General features: G+C 48.0%; 11 protein-coding genes. 9 read left to right on the top strand and 2 right to left on the bottom strand.

The features are described 5' to 3' along the window. A complete protein-coding gene (locus tag DWY55_RS08175) occupies positions 1-1,275 on the bottom strand; it encodes an efflux RND transporter periplasmic adaptor subunit (RefSeq protein WP_005826657.1) in 1,275 nt (424 codons plus the stop codon). Between the two features lie 303 nt (positions 1,276-1,578). Here DWY55_RS08175 and DWY55_RS08170 point away from each other — a divergent pair, with 303 nt between their 5' ends. The 3 genes from DWY55_RS08170 to DWY55_RS08160 are packed head-to-tail and all read left to right on the top strand — an operon-like array spanning position 1,579 to position 3,233. Further along, positions 1,579-1,848 carry a hypothetical protein gene (locus DWY55_RS08170; RefSeq protein WP_005826660.1) on the top strand — a complete coding sequence of 90 codons (270 nt, stop codon included), beginning with the start codon at positions 1,579-1,581 and terminating at the stop codon, positions 1,846-1,848. A gap of 1 nt (position 1,849) precedes the next feature. Beyond that, on the top strand, positions 1,850-2,404 hold the full coding sequence (locus DWY55_RS08165; RefSeq protein ID WP_117866212.1) for a 1-acyl-sn-glycerol-3-phosphate acyltransferase: 555 nt from the start codon (positions 1,850-1,852) through the stop codon (positions 2,402-2,404). Positions 2,405-2,426: 22 nt separating this feature from the next. Then, positions 2,427-3,233 (top strand): amidohydrolase, encoded by an 807-nt coding sequence (locus DWY55_RS08160; protein WP_009036814.1) that lies wholly within the window; start codon positions 2,427-2,429, stop codon positions 3,231-3,233. On the opposite strand, the gene DWY55_RS08155 is transcribed toward DWY55_RS08160, so the two are convergent. After that, on the bottom strand, positions 3,205-3,906 hold the full coding sequence (locus tag DWY55_RS08155; protein ID WP_005826670.1) for an SIMPL domain-containing protein: 702 nt from the start codon (positions 3,904-3,906) through the stop codon (positions 3,205-3,207). The two genes, DWY55_RS08160 and DWY55_RS08155, sit on opposite strands and share 29 nt — an antisense overlap. Positions 3,907-4,403: 497 nt before the next feature. On the opposite strand from DWY55_RS08155, the gene DWY55_RS08150 reads away from it, so the two are divergent. The 6 genes from DWY55_RS08150 to DWY55_RS08125 all read left to right on the top strand — a co-directional run bounded on the left by DWY55_RS08150 (position 4,404) and on the right by DWY55_RS08125 (position 13,007). Next, positions 4,404-6,395 (top strand): glucosamine-6-phosphate deaminase, encoded by a 1,992-nt coding sequence (locus tag DWY55_RS08150; RefSeq protein ID WP_005826674.1) that lies wholly within the window; start codon positions 4,404-4,406, stop codon positions 6,393-6,395. 169 nt (positions 6,396-6,564) lie between these two features. Then, the gene (locus tag DWY55_RS08145) at positions 6,565-7,443 is read left to right on the top strand and encodes a DUF4886 domain-containing protein (RefSeq protein ID WP_005836017.1); all 879 of its coding nucleotides are present in this window, start codon (positions 6,565-6,567) and stop codon (positions 7,441-7,443) included. Between the two features lie 148 nt (positions 7,444-7,591). Next, positions 7,592-10,522 (top strand): xanthan lyase, encoded by a 2,931-nt coding sequence (locus DWY55_RS08140; protein ID WP_120178055.1) that lies wholly within the window; start codon positions 7,592-7,594, stop codon positions 10,520-10,522. Between the two features lie 116 nt (positions 10,523-10,638). Next, on the top strand, positions 10,639-10,953 hold the full coding sequence (locus DWY55_RS08135; protein WP_005826681.1) for a hypothetical protein: 315 nt from the start codon (positions 10,639-10,641) through the stop codon (positions 10,951-10,953). Next, positions 10,954-11,172, top strand: a complete 219-nt coding sequence (locus DWY55_RS08130) for a sulfurtransferase TusA family protein (protein WP_005826683.1) — start codon at positions 10,954-10,956, stop codon at positions 11,170-11,172. Beyond that, entirely contained in the window at positions 11,169-13,007 is a 1,839-nt protein-coding gene (locus DWY55_RS08125; RefSeq protein WP_005826685.1) for a YgiQ family radical SAM protein, read from the top strand. The genes DWY55_RS08130 and DWY55_RS08125 overlap by 4 nt, the downstream gene beginning before the upstream one ends.

The following is a 13,007-nucleotide window of genomic DNA, read 5'->3' as shown; positions in this document are numbered from 1 at the left end:
TTACTTTGAAGGGTTGTTGTCCTTTGATTTATTCTCAGCCGGAGTAGTCTGCTTCGTTTCGGAAACAACCTGCTTGTTCAGAGAATCACTCGTCTGCTCTTCCTCCTTTTTAGGAACGGCAGCCTGGGCACGTACTTTCATACCCGGAGTCAGCTTGTGGAAACCTTCAGTCACAATTTGTTCTCCGGCAACCAGACCACGCTCAACCACCCAATTGTTGCCAAATTCAGGTCCCAGTTCAATGAAACGCTTTTCAACCGTAGAGTCCCGGCGCATCACAAAAATATATGCACCACCTTTCTCAATGGTAACCGCCTTTTGAGGAACGGCGACAGCACCCTCACGTACATCCAGCAATAGCTTAACCTTTGTAAACTGCCCCGGTAACAACACTTTGTTAGGGTTCGGCATTTCGGCACGCACGGAGAATGTTCCGGTCTGAGGGTCCACCTGAGGTTCGGCAAAATCCACATAGCCCTTATAAGGATAGACGGTATTATCCGCCAAAGTAATCGTAATGTTCGGCTGCCAGGAACGTGTAGAGTCCTGACGCCCTATATCGATATTCCGTTCCTTGCTTTTCAGGTAATCCAATGCCGTCATGCTGAAATCTACCAGAACCGTATCACTTTTCACAACCGTAGCCAGCAAGGACTTGCCTCCCGGTCCGACCAATGTTCCCAAATCCACATTTCTTTCACTGATATGTCCCGATAGCGGAGAACGGACCAACGTATATCCCAATTCCAATTCAGCCTGGTCCAAATCGGCCTGGCTCATCGCTACTGAGGCTTCTGCAGTCTCGTAAGCAGCCTGGGCATTGTCCAAATCCAGCTGGCTGGCAGCGTTCTGCGCATAGAGGGGGCGGATACGCTCCAAATCGCGCTTTGCCTTCAATGCCTGCGCTTCATCCTTCTTTAACTGTGCACGAGCTTTGTCAGCCTTTGCCCTATACTGGTCCTGGTTTATCACAAAAAGTACCTGGTTCTTGGTGACATATGTTCCTTCTGCGAAAAGCATATTCTCCAAATACCCTTCCACACGCGCACGTACCTCTACAAACTGCTGAGCGCGAATACGTCCCACGTACTCGCCATATATCTCCACATCTCCTTTTTCCGCAGATTCCACAATCACGGTAGGAGCTTCCGATTCCACCTTCTTAGGCCAAGTCAGAATAACGTAACCTGCCAACAATACCGCCATGCAGGCAACCATCATCAGCAACCTCTTCTTCTTTAGTTTCAATTCTTTTTTCGTAAAAAACTGTCTCATGCTTGTTTGTATATTAAATTTAACCCTGTTTCTTTCTATTAAAGCAAATCCGATGCCAATCTATCACTATCTCATCCATTACGTCTAACAAACTATATATCAAGCAGAAAAGCAGACGGCAGTTCTTTATTCATGGTGGCATCCTCCATTTTTCCCTGTGGAATGTGTCCACAGTTTGTGGAATAATTCCACAAAACTACTAAATTAAAAACACATAAAAACCCTTTTTTGCTCTACACTAACAAAGAAAAACATTATCTTTACCGAAAATAATTCAGATTATTCATTTTAAACGTAAAGATTATGGCAAGTAGAAAAGAACTAAAGAAGAATATAAACTATATTGCAGGTGAATTGTTCACAGAGTGTCTTGTAAACAGCTTATATGTGCCTGGAACAGACAAACAAAAAGCCGATGAACTGATGGCTGAAATTCTGAAAATGCAAGATGAATTCATAAGCCGCATCAGCCACACCGAGCCAGGAAATGTAAAAGGTTTCTACAAAAAACTTCGTGCTGACTTCAATGCAAAAGTAGACGAAATTATTGACGCAATGGGCAAACTGAAATAAGATGAAGAAAGCCTTTTATAGCTTCATTTATTATCGCCTGCTGGGCTGGAAGACAAACGTGACGGTGCCCGACTACGACAAATGTGTAATTTGTGCGGCACCCCATACTTCCAATTGGGACTTATTTATCGGTAAATTGTTTTATGGTGCCATCGGTCGCAAGACCAGTTTCATGATGAAAAAGGAATGGTTCTTTTTTCCTCTGGGACTGATATTCAAAGCCGTTGGCGGCATTCCGGTGAACCGGGGACGTAAATCTTCCTTAGTGGACCAAATGACCGAAAAGTTTGCAAACAGCAAGCATTTCCACCTGGCTATTACACCGGAAGGAACCCGTAAAGCCAATCCCAACTGGAAGAAAGGTTTTTATTACATAGCACTTAAAACACAAGTGCCCATCATGCTTATCGGGATTGATTATCCTTCCAAGACCATCTCCTCTACCAAGGCTGTCATGCCTACCGGAGACATCGAAAAGGATATGCGCGAGATAAAACTGTACTTCAAGAACTTTAAAGGAAAAAATCCCGAAAATTTTGATTTAGGAAATATCTAATCAGGTATTAAGCATTAATGCCATGCGAATAAGCATCTTGCAAACAGACATTGTCTGGGAAAATAAACAAGAAAATCTCCGTCGTCTCCGCGAGAAGTTAGAAACTCTTCGTGGAACAACGGAGATTGTTGTTTTACCGGAAACATTCTCCACCGGCTTTAGTATGGACACCGCCAGCTTGGCCGAACCCACAACGGGAGAAACCATCGCAACACTGCGCCAATGGTCCGAAGAGTACCGGCTTGCTCTTGCCGGCAGCTATATTGCCTGCGAAACAGCCTCGGAAGGCGGAAAGCCATCCTACTACAACCGCGCATTCTTCCTTACGCCCGAAGGCAATGCTTACTATTACGACAAACGCCACCTCTTCCGGATGGGGCACGAGACAGAACATTTCACCCCCGGCAACCGGCGTCCCATCATCCGATATCGCGGCTGGAATATACTGCTGCTTGTATGCTATGACCTTCGTTTCCCGGTCTGGAGCCGCAATACGAGCAATGAATACGACCTCCTGATTTACGTCGCCAACTGGCCCATTCCCCGCCGGAAAGTCTGGGACATCCTGCTGCAAGCGCGCGCGCTGGAAAACATCAGTTATGTCTGCGGTGTCAACCGTATCGGCAAGGACGGCAGAGACATTCCACACAGCGGAGGCAGTGTGGTCTACTCTCCGAAGGGGGAAGTGCTTGCCACTGTGCCCGACAACGAAGAGGCGATTGCCACCGCCTCCCTCAACCTTTCCTCCCTGCAGGAGTTCAGGCTAAAGTTTCCCGCTTGGAAAGATGCGGACGAGTTCGTTATTTCTTCAAATAATAGTTCACAGTAGTCACTACACGTACGCTTTTTATATAAGGAGTATAGGCATCGCGGTCACTTATGGAGAACTGCCCTTGCGAGGCATTGCGGATTTTCCCCAGTTCACTGTCCGAATCCTTGGCAAACTTCTCGGCTGCAGCACGAGCGTTCTTCGTGGCCTCCTCTATCATTCTGGGCTTCACTTCGTTGAGACCGGTGAATTCATAAGACACATTATATTTATAATCCCCTCCCGTGATGGCAATACCCTGCTTCAAGAGTTCAGCCTGCCCCGACATGAGCTTACGCACCCTATCCACATTCTTGGAAGTGACAGTGATGACAGACGTGGCATTATAACGATAGGCCACGTTGCGGTCAACGTAACGTTCGGCCTGCATATCAATCACTTCGGGCGGTGCAATACTGATTTCCTCCTTCTCAATACCGTTGTTTTCAAGGAAACTCACGACGGCAGCGTTTTTCTTCTCCATATTGGCATAAAGCAGTGCAGGGTCATTACCTATGTCTTTGTAGACAAGAGGCCAGACTACCTTGTCGGCAGGCACTTCCATTTCGGCCAGCCCTTTCACACTGACCACACGGTCCTTATTCACAAAATTGTTGATACCGCCTTTTACCATGATTCCCAACAAAAGCAGCCCCACGGCTATGATGGCTGCTTCTACTTTCCAGCTTTTCATACATTGATATTTTAGAGTTTATAAACACACACAAATATAACAAACCCAAACGACAAAAAGTGCGATGAATGGTCTATTTTTATATGATTATCCTCACTTATACCCCAAACGAACGAGACATTATACAAAATGCACCAAATCCTCTTTTTTAGAGTATTTAATGAAAATACCCAAAAGAAGGAGTACATCTTCTCCAAAAAGTACCTATTTTTGTCCTTCGAAACAATGTCAAAGCGACAACATGATTAATTTAATAATTCTAACCCCTAAATCCTATGTTGACCCAACGTAAAATCCATACTCACGGTGGCGGTTGGCCGTGACTTTATGGAATGACCGAAGACACTTTCCGTACAACCGTCAAAACCCATATGAGATATGGGACGACCAGTATTTCTTAATTAATCTTCAGCAATATGCGGATGAACATTGTTTTTCGTATATTTGTTGATTGAAAGAACAGTTCAATACTTAATCATTTATTAATAATAAATTTTATGAAAACCAATCTAAGCTCTCAAATCACTCTCAACAGAGTCTCCCCCAGGTACTATAGACCTGAGAATGCATTTGAACGGTCGGTATTGACCCGACTGGAAAAAATCCCGACTGATATTTATGAGTCTGCAGAAGAAGGCGCCAACCAGATTGCCCTTGACATTGCACAGTTAATCCGTGACAAGCAAAAGGCGGGACGTTTCTGTGTCTTGGCACTGGCAGGCGGTAACTCTCCGCGCAATGTATATGCAGACTTGGTACGTATGCACCAGGAAGAGGGATTAAGTTTCCGCAACGTAGTCATATTCAACCTCTACGAATATTATCCATTAGCTCCCAATGCCATCAACAGCAACTTCAACGCATTGAAGGAAATGCTGATAGACCATGTGGACATTGACAAACAGAATGTTTTCACCCCCGACAGCACCATCGCCAAAGACGCCATCTTTGAATATTGCCGTCTTTACGAGCAGCGCATTGAAAGTTTCGGTGGCTTAGACATCGCTTTGCTGGGCATTGGCCGTGTAGGTAATATAGGTTTCAATGAACCGGGTTCACGCCTGAACTCTACCACTCGTCTGATATTGCTGGACAACGACTCCCGCAATGAAGCTTCCAAGATGTTCGGTAGCATTGAAAATACCCCCATCAGCTCCATCACCATGGGAGTAGCCACCATCCTCTCGGCAAAGAAAATATATCTGCTGGCATGGGGTGAGGAGAAAGCGCAAAAGGTGAAAGAATGCGTTGAAGGTCCGGTAACAGATACTATCCCTGCATCTTATCTGCAGACTCACAACAATGCACATGTAGCTATCGACTTGTCTGCCGCCGCCAATTTGACGCGTATCCAACGCCCCTGGCTGGTAACCTCCTGCGAATGGAACGACAAGCTCATCCGCAGTGCCATCGTCTGGTTGTGCCAACTCACCGGAAAACCCATTCTGAAACTGACCAACAAGGACTACAACGAAAACGGTCTGAGCGAACTGCTGGCATTGTTCGGCTCAGCCTATAACGTGAACATCAAGATATTCAATGACCTGCAACATACCATCACCGGATGGCCGGGCGGCAAGCCGAATGCTGACGACACCTATCGTCCTGAGCGTGCAAAGCCCTATCCAAAACGTGTGGTCGTATTTTCTCCGCATCCCGATGATGACGTTATCTCCATGGGAGGCACCATCCGTCGTCTGGTAGAGCAGAAACATGACGTGCATGTGGCTTACGAAACTTCCGGTAACATTGCCGTAGGCGATGAAGAAGTTATCCGCTTCCTGCACTTCATCAACGGGTTCAACCAAATCTTCAACAACAGCGAAGACCAGGTCATCAATGACAAATATACTGAAATCCGTAAATACTTGAAGGAGAAGAAAGACGGTGACATGGATACACGCGACATCTTGACCATCAAGGGACTGATTCGCCGTGGCGAGGCACGCACTGCATGTACATACAATAATATCCCTCTGGATCACTGTCATTTCCTTGACCTGCCATTCTACGAAACGGGCAAGATACAGAAGAATCCTATCAGCGAAGCAGACGTGGAAATTGTACGCAACCTATTGCGTGAAGTGAAACCCCATCAGATTTTCGTTGCCGGCGACCTGGCCGACCCGCACGGCACACACCGTGTTTGTACGGACGCCGTATTTGCCGCCATTGACTTGGAAAAAGAAGAAGGTGCCAAATGGTTGAAGGAATGCCGCATCTGGATGTACCGCGGTGCATGGGCCGAATGGGAAATCGAAAACATCGAGATGGCTGTGCCCATCAGCCCGGAAGAACTGCGTGCCAAGCGTAACTCTATCCTGAAGCATCAATCGCAGATGGAAAGCGCACCGTTCCTGGGCAATGACGAACGTTTGTTCTGGCAACGCAGCGAGGACCGTAACCGCGGAACAGCTGCCTTGTATGACAGCCTCGGACTTGCTTCCTATGAGGCGATGGAAGCCTTTGTGGAATACATTCCGCTATAAACGGATAAAATATTAACAATAGGATGAGATGTATTGCTCCGGCAATGCATCTCATTTTTTCATGTCTCAGCCTTCTTATATTCCCAAGGAATATTTGCAGATATAAAAACAATCAAATAATTTTGTTACTTATTTATCGAAACGACAAAACTTAAAAACAAACACCATTATGAAAAAGTATGCTATCAACATCCTTGTCATTTTATTCCTACTCACGCCATTTACATTGTTTGCAAATGGATGCCATGCCAATAACGACACCATCAAAGTATTGGCAATAGGCAACAGCTTTTCACAAGATGCAGTAGAGCAATATTTGCACGAACTGGGAGAAGCTGAAGGTATCACCATGATTATCGGCAATATGTTTATCGGAGGATGTTCACTGGAACGGCACGTGCAAAACATACGCAACAACGCTCCGGCCTATGCCTATCGCAAAGTAGAGAAAGACGGGGAAAAAACAGAAACCCGGTCAATGACTATTGAGAAAGCACTGGCCGATGAGAAATGGGACTATATCAGTGTTCAGCAGGCCAGCCCTTTGTCTGGTATCTATGACAGCTACAAAGCTTCCCTACCTGAATTGGTTAACTATATCAGGGAACGAATTGGAAAGGAAACCGTATTAATGGTGCACCAGACATGGGCTTATGCTACCAATGCCAACCACACCGGATTCAAAAACTATGACCAGAACCAAATGAAAATGTACACCAGCATTGTGGATGCAGTAAAGAAAGCCGCCAACCTGGTGGGTATCAAGAAAATTATCCCTTCGGGAACCGCCATACAAAATGCACGTACCTCCTTTATCGGCGACCATATGAATAGGGACGGATACCACCTTGACTTAACCATAGGCAGATATACAGCTGCCTGCACATGGTTTGAGGCATTGACCCATCAGAATGTAACAGAAAACCCATATTCTCCCGAAGGAATGGACCCAATCCATAAGAAAGCAGCTCAAATGGCTGCGCACAACGCCATCCTCTATCCGGACAAAGTTACGGAACTGACAGAACTGAAAAAGATTGCCGATTAATGCTTTTTAATTCTTAAGACTTACTTATATGTCTGCAAAATAATAAAAAGAAAGTAACCCGCTCATCAGTGAAGCTTTCTTTTATGTACTTTTGCACGCACCACCGTCTGGTAAAAGCAGATATTGGCAACTTCAATATTTCATCAGTATGAAAAAACTTATCCTAACCGGCATATGGCTCTTGTGTGGATTCCTCCTTCCGGCACAAGAACTAGAGCAGAATGTGGAAGAACGCCTCCAGACATTCTTTAGGGAATACACCACCCATACGGCCAACATAGGTACCTGCAAGCTGGATAGTTTCTGCATTGACTTCCGGAAGAAGAAATTGCTTGTCTATACAAACGAGCGCTTTGCCTACCAGCCTCTACGGCCTGAAACCGTTGATGCCATTTACCGCCATCTGGGACAAATCCTGCCAGGACCGGTGAACTATTTCGACCTCACCGTCTTTGCTGACGGGAAGAGCATCGAAGAGCTTATCCCCAACCTCTACCGGAAAGGGAAGAAAGACAAGGCACGTCTGTTCAGCCACCTGGAATACAAAGGTACCCCCTGGGTAACCCGTACCTCGCGCCCCTACGACATCACCCGCGGACTGGAAGGACGCCACATCGCCCTTTGGCAAAGCCACGGGAAATATTATATCAATGACAAGGACAAATGGGGATGGCAACGCCCGAGGCTGTTCTGCACTACAGAAGACCAGTTCACCCAATCCTTCATCCTGCCCTACCTCCTGCCCATGCTAGAGAATGCAGGAGCCAATGTATTCACTCCCCGCGAAAGGGACACGCAGAAGCAGGAAGTCATCGTAGACAATGACGGTAGCCTGAGCGGACATGGAGGACAAGGTTCCCTTTATCTGGACGTGAAAAGCCGGAAAGCACGTTGGGAACAGACCTCCCGACCCGGATTTGCCCAACGGAAACGAGTCTATCAAGACAATGAAAACCCTTTCCTCTCCGGCACGGCACGCTTTGCCAAAACTGAAAAGAAGAAAGACAAGGCTTTTGCCGAATGGGTACCCGATATTCCGGAAACGGGAGAATATGCTGTATACGTATCTTACCAAACACTGCCGGGCAGCGTAAGCGATGCCAAATATCTTGTATTTCACAATGGAGGCGTCACGGAGTTCAAGGTGAACCAGCAAATAGGAAGCGGCACATGGGTGTACCTCGGCACATTCACTTTTGACAAAGGCCGGAACGACTACGGCATGGTGGTATTGAGCAACGAAAGCAAAGAGAAAGGCGTGGTCTGTGCCGATGCCGTCCGCTTTGGAGGGGGCATGGGCAACATTGCCCGCGGGGGACAAACCAGCGGCTTGCCCAGATACCTGGAAGGCGCACGCTACTTTGCCCAATGGGCAGGCATGCCCTATCCCGTCTATGGAGGCTATGAGGGAAAGAATGATATGAACGACGACATCAACGTACGTTCCCGTACAGTGAATTACCTTGCAGGAAAATCACTATTCAACCCAACGGAAGAAGGTTTGGGCATCCCCTTTGAAATGAGTATGGCCCTGCATAGCGATGCCGGTTTCAGTAAGGAAGATGAGATTATAGGCACTCTCGGCATTTATACCACCAACTTCAACAACGGCCGACTGCATGCCGGTACAGACCGCCATGCCTCCCGTGACCTTTCGGACATTCTGCTAACGCAGTTGCAGCGTGATATCCGCTCTACCTTCAACGTAGACTGGACACGCCGCAGCCTATGGAACCGCAACTACAGTGAAACACGCCTGCCCGCCGTCCCTTCCACCATCGTAGAACTGTTGTCGCACCAGAACTTCGCAGATATGCGCTTGGGACATGACCCTAACTTCAAGTTCACCGTCGGGCGTGCGCTCTATAAAGCCATTCTGCAATACATATGCAGCCAGCACGGCAGAGACTACGTTGTCCAACCCCTTCCCGTCAGCCACTTTGCCATCCGCTTCGGTCAAAAGAAGAATACTTTAGAGCTTTCCTGGCAAGGAGAGGAAGACCCGTTGGAGCCGACTGCCAAACCACGTGAATACATTGTATATACACGTATCGGTCGTGGAGGATTTGACAATGGCGTACGCGTCAGCTCCCCATCCCACACCGTAAAAATAGAACCGGGCATCGTCTATTCCTTTAAAGTAACCGCCGTAAACCGGGGTGGCGAAAGCTTCCCTTCGGAAATTCTTGCCGCCTACAAGGCAAAGCGTGAAAAAGGACAGATACTTATCGTCAACGGATTCGACCGCATCAGCGGGCCTGCCGTTATAGACACCCCCGATGCGGCAGGCTTCGACTTGTCACAAGATCCCAGCGTACCCTATCTCTATGACATCTCCCTCTGCGGCGCCCAGCAGAATTTTAGCCGGAAGGAAGCAGGACGACGTCTGGGAGAGAGCAGTGACGAATACGAAGGCATGAAAATCATCGGAAACACTTTCGATTACCCCTTCGTACATGGCAAAGCCATCCAGGCAGCCGGAAATTACAGCTTCGTCTCATGCAGCGACGAGGCTGTGGAAAAGGGCATCCTCTCATTAGAGGATTATCCGATAGTGGACTATATCCTCGGACTTGAGAAAGAAGACAATTCCAGCAATCCGGCACGCAATACCTACTACAAAACATTCTCCTCGCCCATGCAGCGCATACTGACTTCCTATTGCCAGTCGGGAGGTCATCTCCTGGTCAGCGGTGCCTATGTAGGCAGCGATATGGACAGCTCGCAGGGCAATAAAGAATTTATTCAGAATATCTTGAAGTACCGGCATGGCAACTCTCTGAAAACAGACGGGGACAAAATCGCTGTCCGGGGACTGGGGCATACCTTCACCCTTCCCCGCCTGCCGAATGAGCAAAGCTATCCGGTCACTTCCCCTGATTGCATCCTGCCCATGTCTCCCGCTTTTCCAGTCATGACCTATGCCATCGGCAACACACCCGCCGCCGTAGCCTATCAAGGCAGTGATTATCGCACTTTTGTCATGGGATTCCCTTTTGAAAGCATCCGGGAAGAAACATCCAGAAATGTAATTATGGCATCCATACTCCGCTTTCTCACCACAGATTACACAGATTAACACAGACAAAATAGCAATCCCTATAAATAATCTGTGAAAATCTGTGTAATCTGTAGTGAAAAAACTATCTTTGCTTCCATTAATCATTAAACATTAACCACTAAACATTAAACATCATGTACACTATACAAGCCAACCCCAGCGGAACCCGTAGTTTAGAAGTTTCTGAAGAGAATCTTGCCACCATCGAGAAATACGGCCTCTTCCGCCATCTCATCGACAGCAACGGTATTGTGGACGAAACCGTGCTCGACAAGTTGAAACTGAACATCCGCTCCCTCATCGCCGCGCAAGAGGAAGACAGCAAAGACCTGCTCGACCTCTGTATCGACGTTATCTATCACAACAACATGAAGGCCTTCGGACTACAACAGCTCATCAAGCTCTATCTGCAATGGCTTTCCCAACAAGACACCATAGAAGAAGAATAAATGAAAACCATCGACACCTGCGGACAACAGCATTACAGCCCTTTAATCCCTGCCATCAAAGCCATGTGCGAGGCCGGAAAAGGCGAGAAGCTGGAAATCATCATGGACGACGCTGCTGCCTTCAATGACATGAAAGAGTATCTTTCCGAACAGCAGATAGGCTTCCGTGAGATTTACGACGGAGAACGGATGACATTACAGTTTTTAATGTGCAAATGAAAGAATATCGCCTTACAGACTGGCTTCCTACTACCAAGAAAGAAGTGGAACTGCGTGGTTGGGACGAATTGGATGTAATACTTTTCAGCGGTGACGCCTACGTGGATCACCCTTCTTTTGGAGCCGCTGTCATAGGCCGCATCCTCGAAGCAGAAGGATTGCGCGTAGCCATCATCCCCCAACCCAACTGGCGCGACGACTTGCGCGACTTCAAAAAACTGGGACGTCCCCGTCTGTTCTTCGGCATCAGTCCCGGCTGTATGGATTCGATGGTCAACAAATATACTGCCAACAAACGCTTGCGCAGTGATGACGCCTATACCCCGGATGCACGTCCGGATATGCGTCCGGAGTACCCTTCCATTGTATATACCCAGATATTAAAGAAGCTATTCCCCGATGTCCCCGTCGTACTGGGCGGCATCGAGGCAAGCATGCGCCGCCTGACGCACTATGACTATTGGCAGGACCGTGTACGCCCCAGCATCCTCCTCGACAGCGGAGCCGACTCACTCATCTACGGTATGGGAGAGAAACCGGTGGTGGAACTTGCGGAAAGGCTGAAACGCCAACAGACACAGATGGACGCCCCAAGCTTCAAAAAGCTCATCGCCGATATTCCCCAAATGGTTTACCTTGACAAGGAAGTAGTGGTACAAGAAGGGGATATCACCCTCTTTTCCCATGAAGAATGTCTGAAAGATAAAAAGAAAGAAGCTGCCAACTTCCGTCATATCGAGGAGGAAAGTAACAAATATACAGCATCCCGCATCTTGCAAAAGAGCGGCAAGCTGACGGTAGTAGTCAATCCTCCCTATCCCCCTTTGACGGAAGCTGAACTCGACCGTTCTTTCGACTTGCCATACACGCGCCTACCCCATCCCAAATACAAGGGAAAACGTATTCCGGCATACGACATGATAAAGTTCTCCGTCAACCTGCATCGCGGATGTTTCGGAGGATGTGCCTTCTGCACCATCTCCGCACACCAGGGCAAATTCATCGTAAGCCGCAGCAAGGAGAGCATTCTGAAAGAGGTGAAAGCCATCACGGAGCTGCCAGACTTCAAGGGTTATTTGAGCGATTTGGGAGGCCCGTCGGCCAATATGTACCGCATGAAGGGACGGGATGAGGCCGTCTGCAGGAAATGCAAACGCCCGTCGTGCATCTACCCCAAGGTATGCCCCAACCTGAATACGGACCACCGTCCGCTGCTCGACATCTATCATGCCGTAGATGCCCTGCCCGGCATCAAGAAGTCCTTCATTGGCAGCGGTGTACGCTATGACCTGCTGCTGCACCAGAGCAAGGACCCGAACACTAACAAAAGTACGCAGGAATATACCCGCGAGCTCATTGCCCGCCATGTCAGCGGTCGCCTGAAGGTAGCACCGGAGCATACGTCAGACCGCGTGCTCAACATCATGCGCAAGCCTCCGTTCAGCCAGTTCGGTGAGTTTAAGAAGATATTCGACAGGATTAACCATGAAGAAGGACTACGCCAGCAGCTTATTCCTTATTTCATCAGCAGCCATCCCGGATGCAAGGAGGAAGATATGGCGGAACTTGCCGTCATCACCAAGCGACTGGACTTCCATCTGGAGCAAGTGCAAGACTTTACCCCTACTCCCATGACTGTTGCCACCGAAGCATGGTACACGGGCTTCCATCCTTATACGCTGGAACCGGTATTCAGTGCCAAAACGCAGCGCGAGAAACTGGCTCAACGCCAATTCTTCTTCTGGTACAAACCCGAAGAGCGCAGGAACATCATAAACGAACTGCGCCGGATAGGACGGACGGATTTGATAGACAAGCTATACGGGAAACGATAA

The sequence above is a fragment of the Bacteroides sp. AF25-38AC genome (assembly GCF_003602995.1).
In the GTDB taxonomy this organism is placed as follows: Bacteria; Bacteroidota; Bacteroidia; order Bacteroidales; family Bacteroidaceae; genus Bacteroides; species Bacteroides uniformis.
This window is presented reverse-complemented; position numbering and strand designations above follow the sequence as displayed.

Excerpts from the sequence above, each read along its gene's own strand:
- DWY55_RS08170 (WP_005826660.1), top strand. The coding sequence starts at position 1,579 with ATGGCAAGTAGAAAAGAACTAAAGAAGAATATAAACTATATTGCAGGT.
- DWY55_RS08155 (WP_005826670.1), bottom strand. The coding sequence starts at position 3,906 with ATGAAAAGCTGGAAAGTAGAAGCAGCCATCATAGCCGTGGGGCTGCTT.
- DWY55_RS08125 (WP_005826685.1), top strand. The coding sequence starts at position 11,169 with ATGAAAGAATATCGCCTTACAGACTGGCTTCCTACTACCAAGAAAGAA.
- DWY55_RS08160 (WP_009036814.1), top strand. The coding sequence starts at position 2,427 with ATGCGAATAAGCATCTTGCAAACAGACATTGTCTGGGAAAATAAACAA.
- DWY55_RS08140 (WP_120178055.1), top strand. The coding sequence starts at position 7,592 with ATGAAAAAACTTATCCTAACCGGCATATGGCTCTTGTGTGGATTCCTC.
- DWY55_RS08135 (WP_005826681.1), top strand. The coding sequence starts at position 10,639 with ATGTACACTATACAAGCCAACCCCAGCGGAACCCGTAGTTTAGAAGTT.
- DWY55_RS08130 (WP_005826683.1), top strand. The coding sequence starts at position 10,954 with ATGAAAACCATCGACACCTGCGGACAACAGCATTACAGCCCTTTAATC.
- DWY55_RS08150 (WP_005826674.1), top strand. The coding sequence starts at position 4,404 with ATGAAAACCAATCTAAGCTCTCAAATCACTCTCAACAGAGTCTCCCCC.
- DWY55_RS08165 (WP_117866212.1), top strand. The coding sequence starts at position 1,850 with ATGAAGAAAGCCTTTTATAGCTTCATTTATTATCGCCTGCTGGGCTGG.
- DWY55_RS08145 (WP_005836017.1), top strand. The coding sequence starts at position 6,565 with ATGAAAAAGTATGCTATCAACATCCTTGTCATTTTATTCCTACTCACG.
- DWY55_RS08175 (WP_005826657.1), bottom strand. The coding sequence starts at position 1,275 with ATGAGACAGTTTTTTACGAAAAAAGAATTGAAACTAAAGAAGAAGAGG.